This is a genomic window from Streptomyces sp. NPDC002232 (genome assembly GCF_042890295.1).
Taxonomy (GTDB): Bacteria; Actinomycetota; Actinomycetes; order Streptomycetales; family Streptomycetaceae; genus Streptomyces.
Genome location: NZ_JBIARV010000006.1, coordinates 155,878 through 180,801, shown reverse-complemented (window position 1 = coordinate 180,801; position 24,924 = coordinate 155,878). Strand labels below are relative to the sequence as shown.

Here is a 24,924-nt window from a genome sequence, read left to right as displayed (position 1 = left end):
GAGGGGTCGCCGGGGCCGGGGTCGATGGGGCCGGGATTGTCGGGGCCGGGCCCGGGGGCGACGGGTCCGGGGTCGCCGGGCCGGGCATCGCGGGGTGTGCGAGGGCCGCGCGGGTGGAGCGCCGAAGGGACGGGCGCGGAGAGGCCGCCAGGGGAGAGGTCGCGAGGGGAGAGGTCGGGGGCCGAGGGGCCGAGCGCTGAAGGGGTGCGCCGGGCCGGGCCGTTGATCGTCACCGAGGACCTCGGGCTGCTCGACGACCTCCTGCGGCTGTGTGCCGCCGCCGGCGTGGAGCCCGAGGTGCACCATCGGGTGCCCGAGAGGCGGGCGAGCTGGACCGACCCGCCGCTCGTCCTGGTCGGGGACGACGCGGCCGCCCACTGCCGAGGGGCGGTGCGCCGGCCGGGGACCCTCCTCGTCGCCCGGGACCGGGACGACCCGGGGCTGTGGCGGCTGGCCGTCGAGATCGGTGCGGAGAGCGTGCTGCGCCTCCCGGGAGCCGAGAGTCTCCTCGTCGACCGCCTCGCCGACGCGGCCGAGGGCGCCGAAGGGGCGGCGCTGACCGTCGGCGTCGTCGGCGGCCGGGGCGGCGCCGGGGCCTCCACCCTCGCCTGCGGTCTCGCCCTGGCCGCCGCGAGGGCCGGGCATCGCACGCTGCTCGTCGACGGAGACCCGCTGGGCGGAGGGCTCGACGTGCTGCTCGGCGGCGAGCGCGAGGAGGGCAGGCGATGGCCCGACTTCGCCGCCTCGAAGGGCCGACTGGCCGGCGGAGCCCTGGAGGAGTCCCTTCCGTCGCTGCGCGGCGTCCGGGTGCTCAGCTGGGGCAGGGAACCGGCGGCCCCGGTGCCGCCCGAGGCCGTGCGCTCCGTGCTCGCCGCCGCGCGCCGGCGGGGTGGGGCCGTCGTGGTCGACCTGCCGCGTGGCAGCGACCCGTCGTCCACCGAGGCCCTGGCACAGCTGGATCTCGGACTGCTCGTCGTCCCGGCGGAGTTGCGGGCCGTCGCCGCCGCTCACCGGATGGTCTCGACGATCGGACCGGCCGTCCGTGACCTGAGGGCCGTGGTGCGCGGGCCGTACGCGGCCGGCCTCGACGAGCGGTGGGTCGCCGACGCGCTGCGGCTACCCCTCGCGGGTGAACTCCCCTACGACCCCGGGATCGTGGGCGACCAGGACGCGGGAGTGCCGCCGGGCGCCGAGCCCCGCGGGCCGCTGGGACGGTTCTGCGCCGCCTTCTGGGAGCGCGTCCTCGTCCCCGGCGGTGCGGCGTGACCGGGGTGGGGACCACCGCCTGGGGCACGGACCACGGCACCCGTCTCCTCGACGCGGTGCGGCAGCGGCTCGCGGCGAGCGGGGCCGAGCCCACCCCGGCGCGTGTGGCGGCGGCGCTCCGGGCCCAAGGGCGGCTGCTCGGCGATGCCGAGGTGCTCGGCGCGGCGGAGGAGCTGCGGTGCGAGCTGATCGGAACCGGCCCGCTGGAGCCGCTGCTCGCCGACCCGGCGGTCACCGACGTCCTGGTCTCCGCGCCCGACCGGGTGTGGGTGGACCGGGGCACCGGCCTCGAAAGGGCGCCGGTGTCCTTCTCCGACGCCGCCGCCGTCCGACGGCTCGCACAGCGGCTGGCGGCCGTGGCAGGGCGCAGGCTCGACGACGCACGGCCCTGGGTCGACGCCCGGCTCCCCGACGGCACCCGGATGCACGCGGTGCTGCCGCCGGTCGCGGTCGGCTCGACCTGCCTGTCCCTGCGGGTGGTCCGTCCACGGGCCTTCTCCCTGGAGGAGCTGGCCGCCGCGGGCACGGTGCCGCCGGGCGGCGCGCCGATCCTCCGTGCCCTGATCGACGCCCGGGTGTCCTTCCTCGTCAGCGGCGGAACCGGGACGGGCAAGACCACGCTGCTCGCCTCGCTCCTGGGGCTCGCGGGGGAGCGGGAGCGGATCGTGCTCGCCGAGGACTCGGCGGAGTTGCGGCCGGACCACCCGCACGTGGTGCGCCTGGAGGCGCGGCCGGCGAACCAGGAGGGCGCCGGGCTCGTCACCCTGCGGGACCTGGTCCGGCAGGCGCTGCGGATGCGGCCCGACCGGCTGGTGGTCGGCGAGGTCAGGGGCGGCGAGGCGGTCGACCTGCTCGCCGCGCTCAACACGGGCCATGAAGGCGGGTGTCTGGTCTAAGCGTACATGGGGTCTACCTGACTCAACCGAGCACTGTTGACTGTCTCAACTCCCCTACGAGGCAGCCCAGTTGCCGGACAGCATAGAGCCCCGCCCATGCACCACGGGGGGAGTGCACAGGCGGGGCCGTCAGGGGCTGTACTGGGTGGAGCGTGCCCGGCCCCTCTCGCACTGAATCGGCGACAACGCGAGAGGGGCGGGCATCTGCCCCGTGCCCCGCACGCTGCCGACAGCGAACGGAGCCGGGAATCTAACCGCGCAGAGTGAGCACCAAGCCCACCAGCACCCCCGCCAGGAATTCAGCGAGGATGAGCACCAGGACCAGCACTCGGCTCATTGCGCGCGAGTCACTCGGGCATGGTCGGTGTAGACGCGCCGGAAGAGGTCATGCCCGGGGTTCAGTCCCGTGTGTCCCAGCGCCCAGTCCTGCGCTGTCTCTTGGGCTTCCTGAGGGCCGGATTGCGCCTCACAGCCGGGGGCAGTGCAGAACGCTTCGTAGGTGATCCCTCCCGCTGGCTCATGGCGGATGGAGTGGGTCACGAAGCGGAGCAGCGCGCGCGTCATGCCGGGCACTTCTCGTGGTGCCGGTAGATCACGACCGGCGCGCCGGACGCCCTTTCCAGCGTTCCCCGCCGGACACGCTCAAGGGACCGGATCGGCTTCATGCAGGCCGGGCACGTCTCGCCCTTCGGCGCGTAAGTCGTGTACTCCCACTGACGGGCGTCTTCCGTGGCCGGTTCGCTGGTCTTGCTAGCCATCCCTCGCCGTCCCCTCTTGGGTGTCCTGCCGTCTGATTGGCAGTCAACAGCCAGTGCGCGGCATTGCTCCACAAACTTGCACGGACTTGCACGCGAGTTTCCCGAAGTGGCCTTGACTAGCGTCGACGAAGGGAGAGGATGGCCATGCAAGTTCGAGCAAGCCACACACGGAAAGCGAGGCTGTCATGGCGCTACGGTTCGTCGGCATCGACCCGAACACCGACCTTGAGCACTGCCCCACCGTTTGGGCGGACGAAGAGGCGGGGGAATTGGTATTGCAGGGCTGGAAGGCCAGCCCGGAACTTCGCGCGGCCTGTGAGGGGAACAGCCCGGCCAAGGGAGGAATCCCGGACAGCGAAGAGGTCATCAGGATTCCGGCGCGCATGGTGCCGATGATCAGGGAAGCGTGCGATGCCGTCGAGCGTTCCGCCGTTTAGTGAGCTACTGGCCAACACCCGTGAATCCGCTGTGCACTTCGAAGGCCGGGACGACTACGGGACGAACCCCCGGCTAGAGGCATGGCAGCGCGGGGAGCGCGTCGATTGGGACGACCGCGAATCCTGGTGGCATCCGTTCCACCAGGCCATTGCGGACGCCGTAGCGCGGGGGGTTTCCGTTCGCCGTGCCCGCATCGTTTCGGAGCCGGTCAGCGAATACATCCGCTGGGAGCACTACGCCACGCACGCCAACGTCATTGCTGGCGAAGATGTGCGCTGGCTGCCTCGAAGTCAGGCGACGGGATTCCTGGTACCCGCCAATGACTTCTGGCTCTTCGACGGAAACCTAATCCGCCTCCACCACTTCGCTGGGGACGGCAGCCACGTCACGGACGAACTCAGCACTGACGCCGAAACCTTGGCGCTCTGCGGCCGGGCATTCGAAGACGTCTGGCAGCGTGCCACCCCGCACAGCGAATACAAGACCTGAGCAACCGGATAGCCAACTCATGTCGTCGCCCTCGTCCAAAGCCCAAGAAGCCAGGGAAGCCGTAGCCGGTCGGTTGCGGGAAATCAGGCTGGACGCAGGAATTACGGCCCGTGAGTTGGCTGTCCGCGCTGGGTGGAGCGAAAGTAAGTCATCTCGTATTGAGCACGCGAAGACGCCCCCCAGCGATGCTGACATACGGGCCTGGTGTGCGGCCTGCGGGGCCCCAGAGCAAGCCGCCGACCTGATCGCCGCCAACCGGCAAGCGGATTCCATGTACGTCCAGTGGAAGCGGCTACAGCGAACGGGACTCAAGCGGCTACAGGAATCGGGGGTGCCGCTGTATGGACAGACCCAGCAATTTCACGTCTATTGCTCCAATGTGGTGCCTGGCTTCTTCCAGACCCCGGACTACGCAACAGCGCTCCTGGCCTCAATTGCGCGCTTCCGGGATACGCCTGACGATGTATCCGAAGCTGTGACAGCACGGATGAACCGATCGCAAGTGATACATGAGGGCGATCACCGATTCGCTGTCTTGATTGAAGAATCAGTCTTGCGTTACCGGATCGGCAGCCCGGAAGTGATGGCCACCCAACTGGGACACCTGCTGTTCGTCATGGGGCTTCCCTCAATCTCACTGGGAATCATTCCGTTCACAGCACCTCGGGCAGCATGGCCGCTGGAAACGTTCACCATCTTCGACCGTAAGCGCGTCCACGTGGAAACCCTTTCGGCGGCAATCAAGGAAACGGAACCCAGTGACGTAGCGCTGTACCTCAAGGCATTCGAGAGCCTGAAAGAGGTTGCCGCGTACGGAACGGATGCCCGCGCGCTCATTACGGCAGCCTTCGATGCCCTGTACTGACTTCCCACGTGTTAACGCCTGCGCAGACGCATGCAAAGACGCCAGCCAGGAAACCCGCAGCTCATAATGCCCGCGCCTCTCGGCCGGCGAAAGGAGCAATTTTCAGCTGCCAATGTACGCTGGGCCGTCGGTCAATCGGCGGTAACATGCGGGCATGTCGAAATGTGTCGAGTGCGAAACAGAGTTCGAGATCGAAGACGCGCGAAGCGAGTACGATCGCGAATTCAACGGAGATCCAAACTTTGACGATTACTACGCGGAGGGGAATCTCTGCGGGCGCTGTGCCGTATCGGATTCCAGCTCAGCCATTGACCATGGCAATGCCATCCTCATGACGCTGGGCGAGGTGGAATACGACGACGACCACGTCCAGAAGTATTTGTAGGTGACCTAGAAACGCCACAAGCCCCACACCCAGCCACCAGTAGGGCAGCGGGTGTGGGGCTTCCTGTCATGCGGGCATGTGCAATAAAGGGGCCGCCTAAAAGTTGCCCCTAATTCGTCGAATTACGCCCCTCGCGCTGACAGTTCTCTATTTCCGGTCCCATCCTCGTCAAGGGCGGCGCTAGCTACCGCAGCGAATTCGTCGACTCTCTCGATTAGAGAAAAGGCGAGTTCGTCAAGGGCGCGCAAAGAGTCCTCGTAAACCTCGGCCGCATCCTCTGCTGAATCGGCGTCTTCGTGTGGACCATGATTAAGCTGATAGGCGAGATCGCGGGTCACGTCCATTTGACTCAAAACATCAAGCGCGCTATCGCGAACTTTCGATCCGCTTACCGTGACGGGGGTTGGTCCCAATAGGCTCAGCGTCACCCACTGATCAAAAACATTATTCCTGAGATCTCTCACTTCCTGCCGCGTGGTCTCCTCGTACCCGTCGTTGTCCAGGACCCGGGTTTTCAGATCAGTGGCCATCTTCATGAAAGATTTGTAACCCGCGCTCCGGGGTGCGTGCAGGTCCTTTACATATTGGGCCCTGGCAGCAATCCGTGCCCCCTCTCGCTGTGACCGTCCTGAAACAAGGGCAGCGCCAATCGTCGCCAGGGAGCCCAACAGTGTTCCGAGTAGTGCTGCTACAACCGCGATCATAGGCCGATTGTGGGGTATTCGTCGCGCGAGCGTCTAGAGCGCCATCTGACAGGGAGCCCGCCGGGTGACGCCTGTCCCTGAAGCCGTCAGGAAGGGTCCGCGCAAACGCTCCGAGTTGCGGCGCTAGCTTTTTCCCTCCCTGCCGGTCGATCTCAGGGGCGGGAGGGGGTCACCCCCCAGGGGTACGGACGGCATCAGAACGGCGGAACGTAATTCGGCTTCCGCTTAGCCTCCTCGGCAGCCCATCCGCCCGGCTGATGCTTAGCCGTTTCCTTGTTGTGGCAGCCAACACACAACGGCCTCAAGTGCTTTGGCGCATCAGGCGTTGCCTCACCTCTTGCCAGCAATTGCTTACGGCTCAGTGGCCAATGGTCAGCGACGTTCGCTTGCCGACCACACAGCACGCACCACGGATTCGCGTACAGATATGCCTTTCGCTTTCGCTGCCATCCAACGTCATAGCCGCGCTTGCTTGCTGATCCTCGCTGTGCTTCTCGCTGCCTCTGGTGTTCAGCGCACGGACCACTTTCCGTGAGTTCGCTACAACCTGGTTGGGGGCATGGCTTCTTGGGCTTACGGGGCATGGCTCATCCAAAGGGTCTGTGTGCCGGGGCATGGCGGCAGCAAAGGGGGAAGGTGTGCACGCGCGGGGCATAGGCGCTGTTCATTGACGGTGTGGCCTCAGGCCGGCGGTGGGGGCCAGGTTGCGCAAGGGAAGGGCCGTGCCGCTGTAGTCGGGGCCCCTTGACTGCCTGCCCTGAAGGCCAGGAAGGTTGCCCGCATGGATGCAGGATTGGCAGCAGTACTCGGGGCGTTGGCAGGTTCAGTGGCGACGATTGGCGCAGCTATGACCACGGGTTGGGCACAGAGGGAAGGCGTACGCATCACAGCTCGGGCGGAGCATCGAAAGGAAAGGCGAGAGCCGCGACATGGTGCCTATAGAGATTTCATCGCCGTGGCGTCGAGGATGAATGACCATGTCGCGATACTCACAGTCTCCTATGAATCATTCCCTTCCGAGCGAATCGATGAAGCATTTTCTGCACGCTGTGAGGAAGCAGCTGATGCGGTGAAGGAGAAATGGGTAGAGGTCGCGCTAGCCGGGCCGAAGGGGATCGCGGAAACGGCTAGCAAGCTGGAAAGGCTCGGTAACGCTTTGGCCTTCCGCGTGATGGGCCTTCGCCAGTACCTGTCTGGGGAGCGAACAGCCAGCGAAGACACACTGCGGGGGATAAGGGATCGTATCGCTACGGAAGCAGCAGAATTTGAGCAGGCCCTAGACCAATTCGTGTTCCGAGCCCAAGCCGCCCTAGATGATGATGGAAGCGTTAGTTAAGGTCCCCGCCCCTCTCTTCGGGGACTCTTTGGCTCTATGGCGAGACTGCCGGTGGGATGATTGGGTCACCGTTCTCCCCGCGTGGAGTCTGATCGATGATGAAGCGCTGTCCGTAGCGAAGAATAGTGGTCACTCCCCGAGGCACGCGGGAACCGTGATAGTTGGAGGGGCAGCGATCTGACCAAGCTGGCGAGCCATCTGGCAGCCGGGGGAAGAACGGATAGTCGCCGTCTGGCCCCGGGTCTAGTGCATCATGCGTCATTACTCGACCATCCATTCTGCCTCTAGCTTATCGGCAAGGTCATCGCCGTGCCGAGAAGAGGCCGCATAAATAGCATCCTCTAGCCGATCCGCGATGCGCATATCACGCCACGGAAGCTCCCGGGCGAACATGTCGTCAGGGTGCTGCCCGTGCAGCCGGTAATAGGCGTTACGCGCATGGGTACGGACGGCATTTCGCTTTGCCCGCTCAACCCAGAAGCGGACCACAGCGGCAATCGGGTCAGCACCCTCATACACGGCATCGGCGGCAGACTTGGAGCCGATCGCCATTAGCTCAGCGTCCAGCTTCTCCCACTGAGCAAGAAATTCAGTGTCTAGCTCATGCTGCCGCTCAATGCGCTCAGCGGCCTTCTCAGCCCCCCGGGCAGCCTCAGCGGCCTCAGCCTCAGCCAGCTTCGTAGCAGCCGCCTCAGCGGCCTTACGCGCCTTCTCAAGGTCAATTGCAGTCATGGTGCTTCCCTTCGAGTTCAGTTGACGGATCCGTAGCCGCGCGCAATGCGTGCTTCCGGAGTGATGCCCTCAGGGCTCACGCTGGTCTGTCGCTGCGGAGCATCGCCTAGCTGAGCGGCAGCCTTACGGGCAACAGTCGCGTAGCCCATAGCCATACGCGTAGAAGGGTCAATCTCAACTCCGCGCGCTTCAGCAGCCTTTAGGTGCGAGACCATGGCGTCACCCTCGGCGCTGGCCGAAGACGCAATGGAGTTAAGGTGCTTGCGCTTGCGCTCAGGGTCGTTGGTCTCAAGCGCGCCCGGGTCAACGGGTCGCATGTACCAAGGAGTTTCAGTCATCAGAAATACCTCACAGAGTGTTGGTCACTTCCGGATTTTCGGAGGTGGTCAGTATTGGTAGTTCACCTGGCTGGCGGTCAGCGTCAGTTAGCTGAGGCATTGCTACCTCCCAGCGCGAGAATGCGAAGCACGGCGAAGGCGGCAAACAGCTCAGTGCGCTGCCCCTCATCCTTCGGCACTGTGGTGCTTTCTTCGAGCACTTCTATTGCCTGTATCAGGTCCATTGGGATCACTCCAAAGTTTCGAGGAATGGGGCCAGATGCCGGCGCCTGGCCCCAAAATCCTGGTAAGGGAAGGGCAGGGGGTTGCGCATGACTCAAACACAGCCCCCTGCCCTGGTCTTAGATGACGCCCGCCGACCAGCGGACCCAGGAAGCCCGTATCTCTTCCGGCGAAATACCAGACGGCCCGTGCGCGTAGGTGCGGCTTATGAGTTCCTGAGCGGCCTTAGTTGCGGCAGCGTTAGCGCTAGAGCGTCGTTCCTTGCGTTCGGACAAGGCGCGTTCGTAGGCATTCCATGCGGATTCGGCCGTAGCCTCAAAAGCCTTGAGGCGTTCTTCGTAGAACTCCCCAGCGGCTTCTCGGAGTGCATCAGCGACCGCAGGAAGCGCCGCCTTGCCGTGGCGCCGGAAAGCGCGGTCATAGGTTCGATGACAGCGCACACAAGCCGGGAAGTAGTGTGCAGTGCTTCCGCTCCACAGGAATCCGTCACGGAAGATCTCTGCCGAATCCTGGTGGTCGTATGCGTGCTCAGTCGCTCTCCGGCCGCAGAACTTGCAAGGGTGGAGTCTGGCCGGGCCGTGAGCGTAAACCACTCGCTTGTGTGCTGCACGATACTCGTACTCTGTCGAAGCCATGATGAAAGTCCTTTGGTGTGGTGGCCCGCGAATCACCGCGCGGAAACAAGAAAAGCCCCCAGCCACAGGGAGAAATCTAAAGGGGCCACCACGCGCCTGATCTCTCAACCCGTGCCCGGGGGCCGGTTCAGTGGCTATGGATATTCCCCCATAGCTGAAGTCTCGCGTCGTGGGCCTGGTGTGGTGGCCGCCCATGCTGAGGGACTAACTCCCCCTCACACCCGGGGTCTAGGGAGTGGAATGCCTGCCGGAGAGCGGCTAATAGGCCCCTGACCTGCGCAAATAGCGAAATGCTGAAATTTGGATGTGGCGCACGTCACGCGAGAATGTGAAATCGGGCGATTCTCGGAGTGTAGGAATGCAGATTTGGGGTGGGGTCGCTGTATTGCTTAGGAACTCCTAGAGCTGAATGAGAGGGGGGTACAGAAACTACATTTCTACATTTATGCAGGTCAGGGTAGGTAGCTGACGGGTAGTCAGAGTAGTTAGCTACATGGGGGTGATTCCCGCTCTGGTTCCCGCTGTCTGCCCAGCGCTCCCCTGGACGCCCTGAGCGCCCCTGTGAGGGCATAGGAAGGCCCTGCCGGTCTCTCTGTGTCCGGCGGGGCTAGAAGAGGCTCGGGTGGCCGCTCAGGGCTTCTCGGGCATGGCGCTGCCCTGGTCCGCCTCAAGCCTGTCGGCAAGCTCCGTGAGGGCTGCCGCTATCTCGTCTGCCGTCTGCCCGGTATCCCGCAGCGCTGTAGCTGTCACCGCCGCTATGCGGACGCCTGCCGCGTACCCGGCCTGAAAGTTGCTCAGGGTCCCTCCCCTGGTAGGTGCTCAGCACACCCTAGGCGGACAGTAGAAGGCCCCCGTCGGTCTGTAACCAGACGGGGGCCTCTAGGGGGTGTCAGCGTTCGGCAGGGGCGTGCAGAGCCATTGCTGCTCGAACGGAATCGGCGGAGTCAAGCCCGTTCTTGAAGCCCCAGAGAACAAGGTCTGTGATGGCGTCCGTGAGTTCGTTCGCGTCGATCAGGTCGCCCGTCATCTCCGCGTAACGAGACATGATCTGCTCAGCGCGGTTGATTGCGTCGGTCATGGTGTTCCCTTCGGTGGCGCGGCTACCGGTGAGCCGTCCTCAAGAGGGAGTTAGGGAGTCGGATGCCAGCACAGCCCCGCCGGTCGTTGTGGACCAACGGGGCTGCACTCAGGTGTCAGGCTGTGAAGGTGTCGGCCAATTGTTCCGCCAGAGAGACTTCGATCAGCTCCGCTTCTGCCGGGTTCAGGTTTCGGCGCCAAGCCGGTCCCGAATAGGTCAGCTTCACTCGCTCCGGATCGAACCTCTTAGGGGCCCCGGGTGTAGCCGGGCGAATCACCACACGCGCCCCTAGGTCAGTGAGCAAACTGCGCCGACCTTCTTCGTCGCGCGCCTCCCATTCCCCGGCGATATTTTTGTCAGTGGTCATCCATCGGCCTTCGGCGTGTTCGGCTTCTGTCTTTAGCTCCGCCTGCCGCTTCTCCAGCGCCGTTAGCTGGCCGATTACCATTCGCGCTGCCGTGCCGTTCGGGTCAAGCTGTGAAAGGTTTCCGGCCAGTCGCTTAATCTGTCCATCCACCTCCGACAGTTGAAGTACGGCGCTGCCGTCAGGCTCAGCCCAGCGCATAAGTGCCATGCTGCCGAATCGCTTCAAGAAGTCCTTAGTGGCCAGCTCTTGAAGATGTGATGCGATGACAACGTTCGGGCGATGAGTGCCCAGCTTGCCAACCCCTTTACGGCAAACGTACGTCGAGTAGTCCTTCCCGTCGACGATGCGGCGCTGTCGGTACATAGGGCCGTCACACTCTGAACAGCGAGCGACGTGCAACAAGAGGGCCTTTCCGGTCCGTTCGGATCCCCGTCCCTTCGCCTTGCTGTCGAGCACGGCCCGGACGGCCGACCAGGTTTCAGCGTCGAGGATCGCGGGACCCGTAGAAACAGGCTTCCCCTCGGCGTCTAGCACGGGTTGATTGGTCAACGCTCCACGCTTGGAACCAGGTTCAGCCTGAATGGCCCATCCGCGCAGCGTGGGTGTGTAGAGAACATCCCGCAGTGTCGACGTGTGCCAGCGCTGATTACGCAGCTTCCGCCCGTCACGCTGGCGCGCATGGTCAGCCGGGGGCAGTACGCCGCGCTTATTCAGGTCCCGGGTCAAGCCTGTCAGCGTCGCGCCGTGGTTGATGAGCCGGTTGGCGCACTCGCGCAGGATTGCCGCCGCTGGCTCATCAATGGCCCAACGCTTGTTATTCGTGGCGCCAGTTACCACGTAGCCGTAGGGGGCCAGTCCGCCCAAGTGGTTTCCTCGGGCGCGAAAATGCTTCTTGCTGTCCGTGATACGGGCCGTGATCATGTCACGTTCGTACTCAGCGAATGCAGCGAGAACGTTGATGATGATGGATGCGTTTTCCGGGGACACCACGCCATCGGCCGTGACAACCGTGGTGTTGGTGGAATCAGCGGCCTTGAGCAAGCGCTGAAATTCGAGGACGCTGCGCGCGTACCGGTCCAGCTTGGAAGCCAGTACGAAGTCAGCGCGGGGAAGCCAGGACAGCACTTCCCGCATTCCGGGCCGGTCCTCCAGTCGGCTGGCTCCGCTGACGTTGGTGTCGGTGGCGATGTGCACCACCTTCCATCCGCGCTGAGCGGCGTACGCCTTGCAGATGTTGATGCGGTGGTCGGGGGCCTCCTCAGCGAAGAGGCGCGACAGACGGTCGTAGATGACGCAGGTGGGTTGGCTCACAGACTTCCCCTAGGGAGTCGAAGGCCTATGCACTGCTAGGCCAGACACCCGGGCGGCTGCGGCACGGTCCATGCCAATACGGCGGCGGACGTCCCCGCACGGCTTGAGGCGCTGGGGACGGCGGCTGGGCTCGACCGGGCCGCCCTGCACAGCCAGTTGGGCGCCGGCCTGTCCGTCGTGCTCCATGTCGCGCGGGACCGGGACGGGCGGCGGCGGATCGCCGAGGTCCACGTCCTGGAGCGGGATCGGGACGGGCTGGTGCAGACGGTGCCCGCACTGCGGTGGGGCGCGTCCGGATTCGAGCGGGAGCGGGGCTGGGAGCGGCTGGGGGCGCTGATCGGAGGGGGAGTGCGGTGACGGGAGACCTGGTGTCGGTGCGCGGTGCTGCACACGGGACGGCGGCGCTCTGCGCGGTGCTCGCACTGTGGTGGGCGGCCGAGCGGCGGCGCGGTGCGGGACGGGCCCGGGCGGTGCTCGCGGGCGAAGCCTCCGGAGGACGGGGCGGCGGGGAGTGGTCGGAGTCGGCCGTGCGGTGGTGGGCCGTGCTGAGGGGGCGCCGCGGGTGGCTGTGCCTGCCGGTCGCGGGGCTCGTCGCGCTGCTCGGGGAGTCACCGCTGCCCCTGGCGGCGGGGGTGATCGCGGTGCCCCTGGTGGGGCGGCGGCTGCGTGCCGCGGAACTCGGGAGGGAACGGGACGCGCGGGCCGAGCGGGTGGTGGCGCTGTGCGGGGCGGTCGTCGGGGAGTTGAGGGCCGGGTGGCAGCCCGCGCAGGCGTTGTCCTTCGCCGCCCGGGAGACCGGCGCGCTCGGCGAGGCGGAGGCCCCGGTGCTGGCGGCGGCCCGGTTCGGCGGGGACGTGCCCGGAGCGCTGCGGTGGGCGGCCCGGCAGGACGGCGCCGACGGACTGGCGGGCATGGCGGCCTGCTGGCAGGTGGCGGTGGACGGAGGCGCGGGCCTGGCCGCCGGCCTCGACCGCCTGGAGGCCGCGCTGCGCGAGCACCGGGAGCAGCGTGACCGCCTGTGGGCCGAACTGGCCGGTGCCTGGGCCACGGTGACGGTCCTCGCGCTGCTCCCGGCGGCGGGACTGGCCCTTGGCGCGGCCCTGGGCGCGGATCCGCTGCGGGTGCTGCTGCACACGCCGGCCGGACTGGGCTGTCTGGTCGTGGGCGGAGCCCTGGAAGCGGCCGGACTGTGGTGGGCCACACGGATCGTGCGAGGAGGGGAACGGGCGTGATCCAGGAAGGTTTTCAGCACGCCTGGCACGGCGTTCGAGGGGCGGGCCTTCTGCTTCCCCTGTCCGTTCTCGGCGCCCTGGGCACGGGGGAGGTGCTGCGCGCGTTGCGGGCGCGCCGGACGCGGCGACGGGCGGGGGCTCTGCTCGGGAGCCCGGGGCCGAGCCTGCGGAAACTCCGGGGCGGCCCCCCGGCCTGGGTACGGCTCTGGCTGCCTCCCCTCCTCGGGGCGGGGGTCGGTTGGGTGCTGTTCGGCGCGGTCGGTGGTCTGTGTGCCGGTCCGCTCGTGGCCGCCGGGACGAAGGTGCGGGCCGCGCGGCGTGCCACAGCGCCGGTCGGGGACGAGGAAGCGGTGCGTCATCTTCCGCTTGCCGCCGATCTGTTGGCGGCCTGTGCCGCCTCCGGGGCCGGACCGGGCGAGGCGGCGGAGGCGGTGGGCCGGTCGCTGGGCGGTCCGCTCGGTGCCCGCCTGGCGCGCACGGCCGCCGAACTGCGGCTCGGCGGCGAACCGTCCGAGGTGTGGGGGAGGTTCGGCGCGATACCGGGCGCCGAAGGACTGGCCCGCTGCATGGAGCGGGCCGGTTCCTCGGGAGCACCGGCGGCGGAGGCCGTCGCCCGGCACGCGGCCGCCCTGCGCGCCAGCCGGGCCCGCGCGGCGGCGGCCGGGGCACGTCGGGCGCAGGTGCTGATCAGCGCACCCGTGGGGCTCTGCTTCCTGCCCGCCTTCCTGGCGGTGGGGGTGGCTCCGGTGGTGATCGGCCTCGCGACGGGCCTGCTGGACGGGTGACCTCGCATGACGACCGACGAGACGACACCACGACTCGACAAGAACACGACACGACACGACACGAATCGACTCGACAAGACAGGACGAGGAGCGACGACATGACGAAGCACAGCGCGGTGAGGCAGGACGAGGCAACGCAGGACGAGGCAGGGCAGGTCGCGGCACGACGGCTGGACGCGGCAGGGCAATCGTGCGAGAAGGGCGGCGGGGAGTGGGGAGCGCGGCTGCGGACGTGGTGGCGGGCGCGGCGGGCGGCGGCGCGGCGCGACGACGGCATGACCACCTCCGAGTACGCGGTCGGGACGATCGCCGCGGCCGCGTTCGCCGCCGTGCTCTACAAGATCGTGACCAGCGGGGCGGTCTCGGGCGCGCTGGAGTCGGTGATCGGGAAGGCCCTCGATGCGCCGTTCTGACCGGGGCTTCGTGACCGTGGAGGCGGCGATGGTCCTGCCCCTCCTGGCGGTCTTCACGGTGACGCTGCTCTGGGCGCTGGCCGCGGCCGCCGCTCAGATCCGGTGCGTGGACGCGGCCAGGGCGGGGGCGCGGGCGGTGGCCCGTTCGGAACCGGTGGCCTCCGCCGAGGCCGCTGCCCGGGCCGCCGCGCCCGAGGGGGCCCGGGTGTCGGTAGCGCGGGAGGGCGAGCTGTGGCGGGTGACGGTGGAGGCGGCGGCACCGGGGCCCGGGGGCATGGGCGTCACGCTGAGAGCGGGTGCGGCCGCCCTGGCGGAGGACGCGGTCGGCGGGGTGGACGAGGCGGGGGTGGCGGGTGCGGTGGCCGGGGTGGGCTCCTCGACCGGAGCGGAGTTCGGAGGGGGGCCATGAGGGGATGTCGGTGGGGAGGTTCGGGGCGTCGGGGTGGTGATCGTGGGGCGGCGACCGTGTGGGCCGCGTTCGCGGCGTGCGCCCTGTGCGTGGTGTTCGGGGCGGTGCTGGCGCTCGGGCAGGCGGTGGCGGCACGGCACCGGGCCGGCGGGGCCGCCGACCTGGCCGCCCTCGCGGCCGCCGACAGGGCCCTGTGGGGCGAGGGCGCGGCGTGTGAGGCGGCCGCGCGCGTGGCCGTGGCGCAGGGCGGCGAGCTGGTGCGGTGCGCGGTGACGGACGCCGTGTCGGAGGTGACCGTCCGGGTGGTGCGAGGTCCCTACCGGCCGGAGGTCAGGTCGCGGGCGGGGCGTCCGGAGGTGTCTCCGGCCGGGTGGGGGTTTCCGGTGCCGGGTGGGCCTCCGGGGCCGCGCGGAGGAGTTCCGTGAGGAGGCGGACGGCGCCGCGCTTGTGGAGCGGGTCGTTGCCGTTGCCGCACTTCGGCGACTGGATGCAGGAGGGGCAGCCCGCCTCGCACTCGCAGGAGGCGATGGCCTCCCGGGTGGCCGTCAGCCAGGCGCGGGCGGTGTGGAAGGCGCGTTCGGCGAAGCCCGCGCCGCCCGGGTGCCCGTCGTACACGAAGACCGTGGGCAGCAGGGTGTCCGGATGGAGCGGGACGGAGACGCCGCCGATGTCCCAGCGGTCGCAGGTCGCGAAGAGCGGCAGCATGCCGATGGAGGCGTGCTCGGCGGCGTGCAGGGCGCCGCCGAGGATCTCCGGGGTGATCCGGGCGGCGTCGAGCTGGTCCTCGGTGACCGTCCACCACACGGCCCGGGTGCGCAGGGTGCGCGGCGGCAGGTCGAGCTTGGTCTCGCCGAGCACCTCGCCGGTGATCAGACGGCGGCGGAGGAAGGAGACGACCTGGTTGGTGACCTCGACGGAGCCGTAGCAGAGGCGGCCGGCTCCCCAGGGGATCTCGGTGTCGGTCTCCAGGACGGCGATGGAGGTGGTGTCGCGGGCGGTGGTCGAGTACGGGGGGACGGCCTCCTCCACGAGGGCCACGGAGTCCTTCAGGTCGAGCTCCCGCACCATGTAGGTGCGGCCCTGGTGGAGGTGGACCGCGCCCTCGTGGACGGCGGTGTGGGAGGCGGCCTCGTCGACCGTGCCGAGGAGGCGGCCGGTGCCGGACTCCACGATCCGGACGGGGCTGCCGCCGCCGCCCCGGATGTCGGCCAGGTCGGCGGCCCGCTCGCGGCGGGTCCAGTACCAGCCGGTGGCGCGTCGGCGGAGCAGCCCGGCGCCTTCCAGCTGGGGGAGCAGTCCGGGCGCGGCCGGGCCGAAGAATGTCAGGTCCCGCTCGGTCAGCGGGAGCTCCGCGGCGGCGGCGCACAGGTGCGGGGCGAGGACGTAGGGGTTGTCGGGGTCCAGGACGGTCGTCTCCACCGGCTGCTCGAAGATCGCCTCCGGGTGGTGGACGAGGAACGTGTCCAGCGGGTCGTCCCGGGCGACCAGGATCGCGAGGGCTCCCTCGCCCGAGCGGCCGGCGCGCCCGGCCTGCTGCCACAGGGAGGCCCGGGTGCCCGGGTAGCCGGCGATCACGACGGCGTCCAGGCCGGACACGTCCACGCCCAGCTCCAGGGCCGTCGTGGCGGCCAGGCCGAGGAGCTCGCCGGAGTGCAGGGCCCGCTCCAGGGCGCGGCGCTCCTCGGGCAGGTAACCGCCCCGGTAGGCGGCGACGCGCCGGGCGAGGGCCCGGTCGGTCTCGGCCAGGCGTTCCTGGGCGATCACCGAGATCAGTTCGGCCCCGCGACGGGAGCGGACGAAGGCGACCGAGCGGACGCCCTGGCGGGTCAGGTCGGTCAGCAGGTCCGCCGTCTCGGCCGTCGCGGTGCGGCGCACGGGCGCGCCGCGCTCGCCGTGCAGCTCGGTCAGGGGCGGCTCCCAGAGGGCGAAGACCAGCTCGCCGCGCGGGGAGGCGTCGTCGGAGACCTCGGTGACCGGCAGGCCGGTGAGGCGGCCGGCGGCGAGGGCCGGTTCGGCGGAGGTGGCGGAGGCGAGGAGGAAGACCGGTTCGGAGCCGTACCGGGCGCAGACGCGGCGCAGACGGCGCAGCACCTGGGCGACGTGGGAGCCGAAGACGCCCCGGTAGGTGTGGCACTCGTCGATCACGACGTAGCGCAGGGAGCGCAGGAAGGAGGACCACCTGGGGTGGGAGGGGAGTATGCCCATGTGGAGCATGTCGGGGTTGGTCAGCACGTAGTTCGCGTACTGGCGCACCCACTCGCGCTCCTCGACCGGGGTGTCGCCGTCGTAGACGGCGGGGCGGATCCGGTTGCCGAGCGGGGCGGCCAGTTCGCGCACGGCGCGCCGCTGGTCGGCGGCGAGGGCCTTGGTGGGCGCCAGGTACAGCGCGGTGGCTCCGCGGCCGTTCGGGGCCTCCGAGCCGTCCAGGAGGGTGCTGAGGACCGGGGCGAGGTAGGCGAGCGACTTGCCCGAGGCGGTGCCCGTCGCGATCACCACGGACTCGCCGTCCAGGGCGTGCTCCGCGGCCTGGGCCTGATGGGCCCAGGGGTGCTCGATCCCGGCCGTCTCGATCGCCGCGATCACCTCGGGACGGATGCGGTGCGGCCAGACTGCATGCCGACCCTCCCGGGCGGGCATGTGCTCCGTATGAGTGATGCGCGCGGCCCGGCTCTCGCCCGAGGAGAGCCGGTCCAGGACCATGCCGGGAGACGGGCGGCTGCCCGTTTCTCCGGCCGGACGACGGGGGCGGTGATTCTTGGCCATCGGCACCGAGTGTGTCACTGCCATGACGGACAATGCTCCCAAGGCGTCGTGCATGGCTGCAGGTAAGTGATTGAATGCCATCGCGGCTGGCGTTCCGTTCCTCGGCTCCGCCCCGGAGACCCGAGGGAACGATCGCCCGATAGCAAGGTGCTGGAGGATCCGTGGACCTGTCCCTGTCGACTCGCAATGTGTCCGGCGCTGGTGGCGACCGTACGGTCGTCGAGGTCGGTGGCGAGATTGATGTGTATACCGCGCCCAAGCTGCGCGAGCAGTTGGTCGAGTTGGTGAACGACGGCAGTTACCACCTGGTCGTCGACATGGAGGGCGTGGACTTCCTCGACTCCACCGGACTCGGCGTGCTCGTCGGTGGCCTGAAGCGCGTTCGTGCCCATGAGGGCTCGCTGCGACTGGTGTGCAACCAGGAGCGCATTCTCAAGATTTTCCGGATCACGGGTCTCACCAAGGTGTTCCCGATCCACACCTCGGTCGACGAGGCCGTCAACGCCGTCGACTGAGCCCAGGGGGTTCGCATGGCCACCGTTGAACTCCGCTTCAGCGCTCAGCCCGAGCACGTCCGCACCGCCCGTCTGGTGGCGGCGGCGGTCGCGCGACGGGCGGGTGTGGACGAGGCGGTCCTCGACGAGGTGCGTCTCGCTGTGGGTGAGGCCTGTTCCCGCGCCGTCGGGCTGCACAACAGCAACGGCGTCGCGACCCCCATCCGGGTCGTCCTGACCGAGGAGGAGAAGACGTTCTCCATCGAGGTCGGCGACGAGGTCCCGGGTGCGGGGGTGGCGGCGGCCGACGCGGTAGGCGTGCCCGGCGCGCGGGACTCGGCCCCGGCCGAGGACTTCGACGACGCCGACGGTGAGGACGAGATGGGCCTCGCGGTGATCCGCGGGCTCGTCGACGACGTCGAGGTGAGCGCCGGCGAGGACGGCGGCACCATCCGGATGACCTGGCCGGTGAACGCGGCGGACGTCCTGTCCTGACCCGTGCCCCGGCGCGGGGCGGGTGCCCACCGACCCTGGTGGGCGGCCCGCCCTGCTTCGCCGTGCTCCTGGCGCGGTGGGCGTCCGCCTGGACCGACCCGTGGCCGCACCGTTCGGCGGCAGTCCCTCCGGGACCCGCCCTCCCCGAACGGCGGCACCGTTCCCTCAGGGCCCCCGCTCCCTCGCGCGGCGGCGGGCGTCCGGTCGGGCCCGTTCTCGTGCCGGCCGGCTGTGGTGCGCCCCCGCCCCCGGGCTCGTACCACCACACGTACCAACAGAAGAGGCCCCGCGCTGCGGGGCCTCTTCTGCGTTCCGGGTGCCCTCGCCCACGGATTGGCGCATCCCCGTATGTGCCGGTTCGTCTCCCTATGATCCCTCCCCATGTACCCCACAACTCTCGCCGCGGCGGTGCTCACGAGCGGGAACCGGACGATCGTGATCGTCGTCGCGGCCATCGCCCTCGCCGCCCTGGTCGTCGCCCGGCTCCTCGTCCGCCAGGTGCTCGCGGCCGGTGAGGGCACCGGGAGGATGAAGGAGATCGCCGCCGCCGTGCAGGAGGGCGCCAACGCCTACCTCGCCCGGCAGCTGCGGACCCTCGCCGTCTTCGCCGCCGCCGTGTTCTTCCTGCTGATGCTGCTGCCCGCCGACACCTGGTCGCAGCGCGCCGGACGCTCCCTGTTCTTCCTGGTCGGGGCCCTGTTCTCGGCGGTCACCGGTTACATCGGGATGCGGCTCGCCGTACGGGCCAACGTGCGGGTCGCCGCCGCGGCGCGGGAGGCCACCCCGGGGCCGGGTGAGCCCGAGAAGGAACGGAACGAGGTCGCCCACCGGGCCATGCGGATCGCGTTCCGCACCGGCGGGGTCGTCGGCATGTGCACGGTCGGACTCGGGCTGCTGGGGGCCGCGTGCGTCGTCCTCGTCTACGCCGCCGACGCGCCCAAGGTCCTGGAGGGCTTCGGCCTCGGCGCCGCACTCATCGCGATGTTCATGCGCGTGGGCGGCGGCATCTTCACCAAGGCCGCGGACGTCGGCGCCGACCTGGTCGGCAAGGTCGAGCAGGGCATTCCCGAGGACGACCCGCGCAACGCCGCCACGATCGCCGACAACGTGGGCGACAACGTCGGGGACTGCGCCGGCATGGCGGCCGACCTCTTCGAGTCCTACGCCGTGACCCTGGTCGCCGCGCTCATCCTCGGGAAGGCGGCCTTCGGCGACCACGGGCTCGCGTTCCCCCTGATGGTGCCGGCGATCGGCGTGGTCACCGCGGTGATCGGCATCCTCGCGGTCGCCCCGCGCCGCGCCGACCGCGGCGGCATGAGCGCGATCAACCGGGGGTTCCTGGTCTCGGCGGTGGTCTCGCTCGCGCTGGTCGCCGTCGTGTCCTTCGCGTACCTGCCGTCCTCGTACGCCGAGCTCGAAGGCGTCACCGAGCCCGGCATCCGCGGCCACGGCGGCGATCCGCGGGTCCTCGCCCTGGTCGCGGTCGCCCTCGGCATCGTCCTCGCCGCGCTCATCCAGCAGCTCACCGGCTACTTCACCGAGACGAGCCGGCGGCCGGTCAGGGACATCGGGAAGTCCTCCCTCACCGGCCCCGCCACCGTCGTCCTCGCGGGCGTGGCGCTCGGAATGGAGTCCGCCGTCTACACGGCCCTGCTGATCGGGCTCACGGTCTACGGGGCGTTCCTGCTCGGCGGGGCCTCGATCATGCTGGCGCTCTTCGCGGTCGCCCTCGCCGGGACGGGGCTCCTCACCACCGTCGGCGTGATCGTCGCGATGGACACCTTCGGCCCGGTCGCCGACAACGCCCAGGGCATCGCGGAGATGTCCGGGGATGTCACGGGCGCGGGCGCGCGGGTCCTCACCGACCTCGACGCCGTCGGCAACACCACGAAGGCCATCACCAAGGGCATCGCCATCGCCACCGCCGTCCTGGCGGCCTCGGCGCTCTTCGGCTCGTACCGGGACGCCATCGCGTCCTCGGTCGCCGACGTCGGGGCCTTCGGAGCGAGGGCGGGCGAGGTGACACTCTCGATGGACATCTCGCAGCCCAACAACCTCTTCGGGCTGATCCTCGGCGCGGCCGTCGTCTTCCTCTTCTCCGGCCTCGCGATCAACGCCGTGTCCCGCTCGGCGGGATCGGTGGTCTACGAGGTGCGGCGGCAGTTCCGCGAGCACCCCGGGATCATGGACTTCACCGAGAAGCCGGAGTACGGGCGGGTCGTCGACATCTGCACCAAGGACGCGCTGCGCGAACTCGCCACGCCCGGGCTGCTCGCCGTGATGGCCCCGATCGCGGTCGGCTTCGCGCTCGGCGTCGGCCCGCTCGGCGCGTATCTCGCGGGGGCGATCGGCACCGGCGCGCTGATGGCGGTCTTCCTCGCCAACTCCGGCGGAGCCTGGGACAACGCGAAGAAGCTGGTCGAGGACGGGAACCACGGCGGCAAGGGCAGCGAGGCGCACGAGGCGACCGTCATCGGGGACACGGTCGGCGACCCCTTCAAGGACACGGCGGGTCCGGCGATCAACCCGCTCCTGAAGGTGATGAACCTGGTGGCGCTGCTGATCGCCCCTGCGGTCGTCCGGTTCAGTTACGGCGGTGACGCGAGCGCCGGGCTGAGGGCGGCGGTCGCGCTGGTCGCGCTCGCTGTCGTGGTGGCCGCGGTCCGGGTGTCCAAGAGGCGTTCGGTGGCCATGTCCTGACGTGCTGTCCGCACCGGGACGACGTGGTGTCCGTCTCATTCCGGGGGGTCTTCGACGTGATCAAGACCCGTATCGCTTGGTTCAAAAGGTGGCAATATGGGCGGAATCCGTCGCACGAAAGGTGGAAGTAGCCCGTTCGGCGTGTATGTTCCGGGGCCGAGAGCCTTGGAAGGGACCGATCCGTTGAACAAGAAGCTTGCGGCCGCACTGTCCGGCGGCGCGGTACTGGTGCTCGCGCTGTCGGGTTGCAGCGACGACGAGGGCGACAAGGTGGGTGACTGGGCCAAGACGTTCTGCGACCAGGCCAAGCCCCAGATCCAGAAGCGCGCCGACGCCCACCAGATCATCATCTCGACCGCTGCCGACAGCAAGCCGGCCGAGATCCAGGCCGCCGACTCGAAGGCGTTCCAGGACATCGCGAACGCCGACCGTGCCCTCGCCAAGGCCGTCGAGGGCGCCGGCGCCCCGCCGGTCGAGAACGGCGAGAAGGTCCAGCAGGACGCGATCAAGGAGCTCAACGCCACCGCGCTGGCCTACGAGGGGCTCAAGAAGCAGGTCGACGCGCTGGACCCGACGAACCAGCAGAAGTTCGCGGACGGCCTCCAGGGCGTCGCCGACGGTCTGACCAAGATCGAGAAGATGGACCAGAACGCCCTGTCCAAGCTGGAGGAGGGCGAGCTGGGCCAGGCGATGGCCAAGCAGCCCGGCTGCCAGAAGCCCACGGCCTCGGTCCCGCCGAAGGCCTCCGCCTCCCCGCAGCCCGGATCCACCTCGGACTCCGACGCGGACACGGGCTCGGACTCCGGATCCTCGGACCCGAGCAAGAAGCCCTCCGCCAAGCCGACCAAGTCGTCCGGCGCGCCCAAGACGTCCGCGACGCCCAAGACCGAGGAGTAGGCCCCCGGGCCCGGACGGCCCGGCGTGCGACCGCGATCCGCGGCCGCACGCCGGGTCGGCCCCCCGGATGTCGGTGGCGGCCGTCACAATGGAGCGGTGAGTACGACCAGCCTGCCCTCCGCCCTCCCGGTGCCCGCGCACGCCGCCCGTCTGCGCGAGGCCCTGCTCGCCGCCGACTTCACCGCCGACGGTCTGCTCGACCTGCTCGGCGCCCCGGCGTACGCGGCGCTCGCCCGCAGCGAGACCGTGCCCGCCCTGCGCGCCACCCGCGGCGACACCCCGCTGGCGACCCTCGTCCGGCTCTTCCTGCTCCAGGAGCCCGTCGAGGACGGCCGGGCCGCCGCCGCGCTCCCGCTCGACGAGGCCCTCGCCGACGGCTGGGTGGTCCGCGAGGACGGCACCGTCCGCGCCACGGTCGACGTCCGGCCGTACGGCGGACCCGACGGCGAGGACTGGTTCATCGTCTCCGACCTCGGCTGCGCCGTCGGCGGTGCCGGCGGCAGCGGCAGGAACGGCCGCCAGGCGGACGCCGCGGTCGTCCTGGGCGTCGGCGGCGCCTCCACCACCCTCGCCGGCATCACGGTCCGTACGCCGGTCTCCTCGGCGCTCGACCTCGGCACCGGCTCCGGCATCCAGGCCCTGCACGCCGCCCAGCACGCCACCCTGGTCACCGCCACCGACCTCAACCCGCGCGCCCTGGACTTCACCCGGCTCACCCTCGCCCTGTCCGGGGCCCGGGAGGCCGAGCTGCTGACCGGCTCGCTCTTCGAGCCCGTCGACGGCGACACGTACGACCTGATCGTCTCCAACCCGCCGTTCGTGATCTCCCCCGGCACCGGACTCACCTACCGGGACGGCGGGATGAGCGGAGACGACCTGTGCCGCACGCTCGTGCGGCAGGCCGGCGAGCGGCTCAACGACGGCGGGTACGCCCAGTTCCTCGCGAACTGGCAGCACGTCGAGGGCGAGGAGTGGCAGGAGCGGCTGCGGTCCTGGGTGCCGAGCGGCTGCGACGCCTGGATCGTGCAGCGCGAGGTCCAGGACATCACGCAGTACACGGAGCTGTGGCTGCGGGACAGCGGCGACCACCACGGCGAACCGGAGGCCTACCGGGCGGCGTACGACCGCTGGCTCGACGCCTTCGAGGCGGGCAAGACCCGTGCGGTGGGCTTCGGCTGGATCACCCTCCGGCGGAACGAGGCCGTGGCCTCGGGCGCGGTCGAGCCCTCGATCGTCGTCGAGGAGTGGCCGCACCCCGTCGAGCAGCCCCTCGGCCCCACCGTCCGGGCCCACTTCGAGCGCCAGGACTACCTGCGCGGCCACGACGACGCCGCGCTCCTCGCCGACCGCTTCACCCTCGCGCCCGAGGTGGTGCAGGAGCAGGTCGGGCTGCCGGGCGCCGAGGACCCGGAGCACGTAGTGCTCCGGCAGAACCGCGGCATGCGCCGCGCCACCCGGGTGGACCACGTCGGCGCCGGGTTCGCCGGCGTGTGCGACGGCACGCTCAGCGCGGGCCGCATCCTCGACGCGATCGGGCAGCTGATGGGCGAGGACCCGGTCGTGCTCCGCGACCGCACCCCGCAGGCCATCCGGCTGCTCGTCGAGGAGGGCTTCCTGCTGCCGGTGACCGAGGCGCCCGCGGACGACCCGTCCGCGGCGGGCGGGAGCCGCGCTTGACACGGATCGAGCTGGAGGAGGCCTCGCTCGGGGCGACCCGGATCGCGATCAGCCCGCTGCGCGACGCGTTCTGCGCGATGCATCTCGCGCTCCCGCACCGCCACCCCTCCTGGCCCTACCAGGAGTGGGTCGGGCGGGCGCGCGAGGTGGGGCGCTAGGACGACCGGCTCCGCCCGCTGTGGGACCTCTTCGCCGAGGGGCGGTACGACGTCTCCGACTTCCTGCTGCCCCGGCCGTTCTGCACCGTCCAGGTCCACGAGGAGCTCGCCGCGCTGCGGGCCACCGACCCGGAGTTCGTCCGCGCCCAGGTGGCCGCCTGCTACCCCGGCATGACCGACGCGCCCTTCGTGCGGCCCTACCTGAACGACCCCGAGGCCGCCTGCGCGGCGCTCGCCGACGCGTACGCCGCCCACTGGGAGGGCGCCGTCGAGCCGTACCGGCCGACGATGCGCCGACTCGTCGAGGACGAAGTGCTGCTCCGGGCCAGGACGTTCGCCACCTAAGGCGTCGACGCGCCGTTCGCCGGCCTGGAGACGCGGGCGCGCCGGCAGCCGCCCGTGCTCGAACTGACCAAGCACGTCGACGCGGAGTACGCGCCGGGCGAGCGGCGCCTGGTCCTCGTGCCGCTGGTCTTCGCCGAGGGCTGCCGCCTCTACTCCACCGACGACCCCGAGGTCTTCGCGGTCAGCTTCCAGGCCCGGGGCGCCCCCGCTCTGCGGGAGCCCGCCGAGGCCGTCGCCGAGGACCGGCTCGGGCTGATGCTCGGCAAGGGCCGGGCGGCGGTCCTGCGCGAGCTGGGCGGGCCCCTGACCACCGCCGGGCTCGCCGACCGGCTCGGCCTCGCGCCCAGCACGGTCTCCGAGCACCTGTCGGTCCTCGCGGAGGCCGACGTCGTGACCCGGCCCCGCGTGGGGCGCTCGGTGTACTACCAGCTGACGGACACGGGCCGTTCGCTGCTCGCCCTGCTCGCCGGGCGGGACGTGCTCACGGCGGTGGCCTGACCCCCGGGCCCGACGATTCGGGGCCTCCCGAATCGATGGACCGGGCCCCGACCCGGCTCCTCACGTCCGCCGCATGCTCGCAATCGAGGCGGACGCGCTGCGCCGCACCTACACCAGCAGGACCGGGTGGCCGAGGTCCCGGCGGACCGAGACCGAGGCCGTGCGCGGAGTCACCTTCGAGGTGGCGCCGGGGGAGCTGTTCGGCCTGCTCGGGCGCCCAACGGCGCCGGGAAGACCA

The 24,924-nt window shown here is 69.6% G+C and carries 25 protein-coding genes and 2 pseudogenes; 21 read left to right on the top strand and 6 right to left on the bottom strand.

From position 1 onward, the window contains the following. Positions 1-204 precede the first annotated feature (204 nt). The 6 genes and pseudogenes from ssd (at position 205) to ACFYXU_RS29020 (ending at position 5,097) form a co-directional block, all read left to right on the top strand. Positions 205-1,266, top strand: coding sequence for a septum site-determining protein Ssd (gene ssd, locus ACFYXU_RS29045; RefSeq protein ID WP_389460738.1), 1,062 nt, complete (start codon positions 205-207; stop codon positions 1,264-1,266). Between the two features lie 5 nt (positions 1,267-1,271). Next, positions 1,272-2,153: pseudogene (locus ACFYXU_RS29040) on the top strand (TadA family conjugal transfer-associated ATPase); the annotation flags it as partial. Between the two features lie 952 nt (positions 2,154-3,105). Further along, positions 3,106-3,357, top strand: a complete 252-nt coding sequence (locus ACFYXU_RS29035; RefSeq protein WP_389460736.1) for a hypothetical protein — start codon at positions 3,106-3,108, stop codon at positions 3,355-3,357. Beyond that, on the top strand, positions 3,332-3,847 hold the full coding sequence (locus ACFYXU_RS29030; protein ID WP_389460734.1) for a DUF6879 family protein: 516 nt from the start codon (positions 3,332-3,334) through the stop codon (positions 3,845-3,847). Before ACFYXU_RS29035 ends, ACFYXU_RS29030 begins: the two co-directional genes overlap by 26 nt. Positions 3,848-3,866: 19 nt before the next feature. After that, a complete protein-coding gene (locus tag ACFYXU_RS29025) occupies positions 3,867-4,712 on the top strand; it encodes a helix-turn-helix domain-containing protein (protein WP_389460732.1) in 846 nt (281 codons plus the stop codon). A 154-nt stretch (positions 4,713-4,866) separates the two neighbouring features. Beyond that, entirely contained in the window at positions 4,867-5,097 is a 231-nt protein-coding gene (locus ACFYXU_RS29020) for a hypothetical protein (protein ID WP_389460730.1), read from the top strand. Positions 5,098-5,219: 122 nt separating this feature from the next. Here ACFYXU_RS29020 and ACFYXU_RS29015 read toward each other — a convergent pair whose 3' ends face one another. Next, positions 5,220-5,633, bottom strand: a complete 414-nt coding sequence (locus tag ACFYXU_RS29015; RefSeq protein WP_389460728.1) for a hypothetical protein — start codon at positions 5,631-5,633, stop codon at positions 5,220-5,222. Between the two features lie 949 nt (positions 5,634-6,582). Between ACFYXU_RS29015 and ACFYXU_RS29010 the strand changes: the two genes are divergently transcribed. Continuing rightward, positions 6,583-7,137 (top strand): hypothetical protein, encoded by a 555-nt coding sequence (locus tag ACFYXU_RS29010; protein ID WP_389460726.1) that lies wholly within the window; start codon positions 6,583-6,585, stop codon positions 7,135-7,137. A gap of 261 nt (positions 7,138-7,398) precedes the next feature. Here ACFYXU_RS29010 and ACFYXU_RS29005 read toward each other — a convergent pair whose 3' ends face one another. From ACFYXU_RS29005 to ACFYXU_RS28990, 4 genes are all read right to left on the bottom strand, one after another. Further along, the gene (locus ACFYXU_RS29005; RefSeq protein WP_389460724.1) at positions 7,399-7,869 is read right to left on the bottom strand and encodes a hypothetical protein; all 471 of its coding nucleotides are present in this window, start codon (positions 7,867-7,869) and stop codon (positions 7,399-7,401) included. Between the two features lie 421 nt (positions 7,870-8,290). Next, positions 8,291-8,431, bottom strand: coding sequence for a hypothetical protein (locus tag ACFYXU_RS29000; RefSeq protein WP_389460722.1), 141 nt, complete (start codon positions 8,429-8,431; stop codon positions 8,291-8,293). Positions 8,432-9,953: 1,522 nt separating this feature from the next. Next, positions 9,954-10,142 carry a hypothetical protein gene (locus tag ACFYXU_RS28995; protein ID WP_389460720.1) on the bottom strand — a complete coding sequence of 63 codons (189 nt, stop codon included), beginning with the start codon at positions 10,140-10,142 and terminating at the stop codon, positions 9,954-9,956. 115 nt (positions 10,143-10,257) lie between these two features. After that, positions 10,258-11,820, bottom strand: coding sequence for a recombinase family protein (locus ACFYXU_RS28990; protein ID WP_389460719.1), 1,563 nt, complete (start codon positions 11,818-11,820; stop codon positions 10,258-10,260). A gap of 45 nt (positions 11,821-11,865) precedes the next feature. Here ACFYXU_RS28990 and ACFYXU_RS28985 point away from each other — a divergent pair. The 6 genes and pseudogenes from ACFYXU_RS28985 to ACFYXU_RS28960 form a co-directional block, all read left to right on the top strand. After that, positions 11,866-12,177: pseudogene (locus tag ACFYXU_RS28985) on the top strand (pilus assembly protein CpaF); the annotation flags it as partial. After that, positions 12,174-13,052 (top strand): type II secretion system F family protein, encoded by an 879-nt coding sequence (locus tag ACFYXU_RS28980; protein ID WP_389460717.1) that lies wholly within the window; start codon positions 12,174-12,176, stop codon positions 13,050-13,052. The pseudogene ACFYXU_RS28985 and the gene ACFYXU_RS28980, both read left to right, overlap by 4 nt. Positions 13,053-13,111: 59 nt before the next feature. Next, positions 13,112-13,837: a type II secretion system F family protein gene (locus tag ACFYXU_RS28975; protein WP_389461122.1), complete on the top strand. Its 726-nt coding sequence runs from the start codon at positions 13,112-13,114 to the stop codon at positions 13,835-13,837. 98 nt (positions 13,838-13,935) lie between these two features. Beyond that, a complete protein-coding gene (locus tag ACFYXU_RS28970) occupies positions 13,936-14,250 on the top strand; it encodes a DUF4244 domain-containing protein (RefSeq protein WP_389460715.1) in 315 nt (104 codons plus the stop codon). Next, complete coding sequence (locus tag ACFYXU_RS28965; protein ID WP_376514302.1) at positions 14,237-14,659, top strand: TadE family type IV pilus minor pilin; 423 nt, start codon at positions 14,237-14,239, stop codon at positions 14,657-14,659. The genes ACFYXU_RS28970 and ACFYXU_RS28965 overlap by 14 nt, the downstream gene beginning before the upstream one ends. Next, a complete protein-coding gene (locus ACFYXU_RS28960) occupies positions 14,656-15,084 on the top strand; it encodes an Rv3654c family TadE-like protein (RefSeq protein ID WP_389460712.1) in 429 nt (142 codons plus the stop codon). Before ACFYXU_RS28965 ends, ACFYXU_RS28960 begins: the two co-directional genes overlap by 4 nt. Here ACFYXU_RS28960 and ACFYXU_RS28955 read toward each other — a convergent pair. Continuing rightward, positions 14,990-17,503 carry a DEAD/DEAH box helicase gene (locus ACFYXU_RS28955; protein ID WP_389460710.1) on the bottom strand — a complete coding sequence of 838 codons (2,514 nt, stop codon included), beginning with the start codon at positions 17,501-17,503 and terminating at the stop codon, positions 14,990-14,992. The genes ACFYXU_RS28960 and ACFYXU_RS28955 overlap by 95 nt on opposite strands. Positions 17,504-17,583: 80 nt before the next feature. Here ACFYXU_RS28955 and ACFYXU_RS28950 point away from each other — a divergent pair, with 80 nt between their 5' ends. From ACFYXU_RS28950 to ACFYXU_RS28915, 8 genes are all read left to right on the top strand, one after another. Then, positions 17,584-17,937 (top strand): STAS domain-containing protein, encoded by a 354-nt coding sequence (locus ACFYXU_RS28950; protein ID WP_015034520.1) that lies wholly within the window; start codon positions 17,584-17,586, stop codon positions 17,935-17,937. Positions 17,938-17,952: 15 nt separating this feature from the next. Beyond that, complete coding sequence (locus tag ACFYXU_RS28945) at positions 17,953-18,411, top strand: ATP-binding protein (protein ID WP_329854772.1); 459 nt, start codon at positions 17,953-17,955, stop codon at positions 18,409-18,411. Positions 18,412-18,792: 381 nt separating this feature from the next. Next, positions 18,793-21,111, top strand: a complete 2,319-nt coding sequence (locus tag ACFYXU_RS28940; RefSeq protein WP_389460708.1) for a sodium-translocating pyrophosphatase — start codon at positions 18,793-18,795, stop codon at positions 21,109-21,111. Between the two features lie 183 nt (positions 21,112-21,294). Then, on the top strand, positions 21,295-22,008 hold the full coding sequence (locus ACFYXU_RS28935) for a small secreted protein (protein WP_389460706.1): 714 nt from the start codon (positions 21,295-21,297) through the stop codon (positions 22,006-22,008). Between the two features lie 96 nt (positions 22,009-22,104). Next, the gene (locus ACFYXU_RS28930) at positions 22,105-23,685 is read left to right on the top strand and encodes a methyltransferase (protein ID WP_389460704.1); all 1,581 of its coding nucleotides are present in this window, start codon (positions 22,105-22,107) and stop codon (positions 23,683-23,685) included. Beyond that, complete coding sequence (locus ACFYXU_RS28925; RefSeq protein WP_389407714.1) at positions 23,682-23,843, top strand: hypothetical protein; 162 nt, start codon at positions 23,682-23,684, stop codon at positions 23,841-23,843. The genes ACFYXU_RS28930 and ACFYXU_RS28925 overlap by 4 nt, the downstream gene beginning before the upstream one ends. Positions 23,844-24,014: 171 nt before the next feature. Then, positions 24,015-24,188: a hypothetical protein gene (locus ACFYXU_RS28920; protein WP_389407713.1), complete on the top strand. Its 174-nt coding sequence runs from the start codon at positions 24,015-24,017 to the stop codon at positions 24,186-24,188. A 54-nt stretch (positions 24,189-24,242) separates the two neighbouring features. Then, positions 24,243-24,686: an ArsR/SmtB family transcription factor gene (locus tag ACFYXU_RS28915; RefSeq protein WP_389407712.1), complete on the top strand. Its 444-nt coding sequence runs from the start codon at positions 24,243-24,245 to the stop codon at positions 24,684-24,686. Positions 24,687-24,924: the final 238 nt, after the last annotated feature.

What these genes read in the sequence shown, in the direction of transcription:
- ACFYXU_RS29035 (WP_389460736.1), top strand. Translation starts at nt 3,106, where the DNA reads ATGGCGCTACGGTTCGTCGGCATCGACCCGAACACCGACCTTGAGCAC.
- ACFYXU_RS29030 (WP_389460734.1), top strand. Translation starts at nt 3,332, where the DNA reads ATGCCGTCGAGCGTTCCGCCGTTTAGTGAGCTACTGGCCAACACCCGT.
- ACFYXU_RS29025 (WP_389460732.1), top strand. Translation starts at nt 3,867, where the DNA reads ATGTCGTCGCCCTCGTCCAAAGCCCAAGAAGCCAGGGAAGCCGTAGCC.
- ACFYXU_RS29020 (WP_389460730.1), top strand. Translation starts at nt 4,867, where the DNA reads ATGTCGAAATGTGTCGAGTGCGAAACAGAGTTCGAGATCGAAGACGCG.
- ACFYXU_RS29015 (WP_389460728.1), bottom strand. Translation starts at nt 5,633, where the DNA reads ATGAAGATGGCCACTGATCTGAAAACCCGGGTCCTGGACAACGACGGG.
- ACFYXU_RS29010 (WP_389460726.1), top strand. Translation starts at nt 6,583, where the DNA reads ATGGATGCAGGATTGGCAGCAGTACTCGGGGCGTTGGCAGGTTCAGTG.
- ACFYXU_RS29005 (WP_389460724.1), bottom strand. Translation starts at nt 7,869, where the DNA reads ATGACTGCAATTGACCTTGAGAAGGCGCGTAAGGCCGCTGAGGCGGCT.
- ACFYXU_RS29000 (WP_389460722.1), bottom strand. Translation starts at nt 8,431, where the DNA reads ATGGACCTGATACAGGCAATAGAAGTGCTCGAAGAAAGCACCACAGTG.
- ACFYXU_RS28995 (WP_389460720.1), bottom strand. Translation starts at nt 10,142, where the DNA reads ATGACCGACGCAATCAACCGCGCTGAGCAGATCATGTCTCGTTACGCG.
- ACFYXU_RS28970 (WP_389460715.1), top strand. Translation starts at nt 13,936, where the DNA reads ATGACGAAGCACAGCGCGGTGAGGCAGGACGAGGCAACGCAGGACGAG.
- ACFYXU_RS28965 (WP_376514302.1), top strand. Translation starts at nt 14,237, where the DNA reads ATGCGCCGTTCTGACCGGGGCTTCGTGACCGTGGAGGCGGCGATGGTC.
- ACFYXU_RS28960 (WP_389460712.1), top strand. Translation starts at nt 14,656, where the DNA reads ATGAGGGGATGTCGGTGGGGAGGTTCGGGGCGTCGGGGTGGTGATCGT.
- ACFYXU_RS28955 (WP_389460710.1), bottom strand. Translation starts at nt 17,503, where the DNA reads ATGGCATTCAATCACTTACCTGCAGCCATGCACGACGCCTTGGGAGCA.
- ACFYXU_RS28945 (WP_329854772.1), top strand. Translation starts at nt 17,953, where the DNA reads ATGGCCACCGTTGAACTCCGCTTCAGCGCTCAGCCCGAGCACGTCCGC.
- ACFYXU_RS28940 (WP_389460708.1), top strand. Translation starts at nt 18,793, where the DNA reads ATGTACCCCACAACTCTCGCCGCGGCGGTGCTCACGAGCGGGAACCGG.
- ACFYXU_RS28920 (WP_389407713.1), top strand. Translation starts at nt 24,015, where the DNA reads ATGACCGACGCGCCCTTCGTGCGGCCCTACCTGAACGACCCCGAGGCC.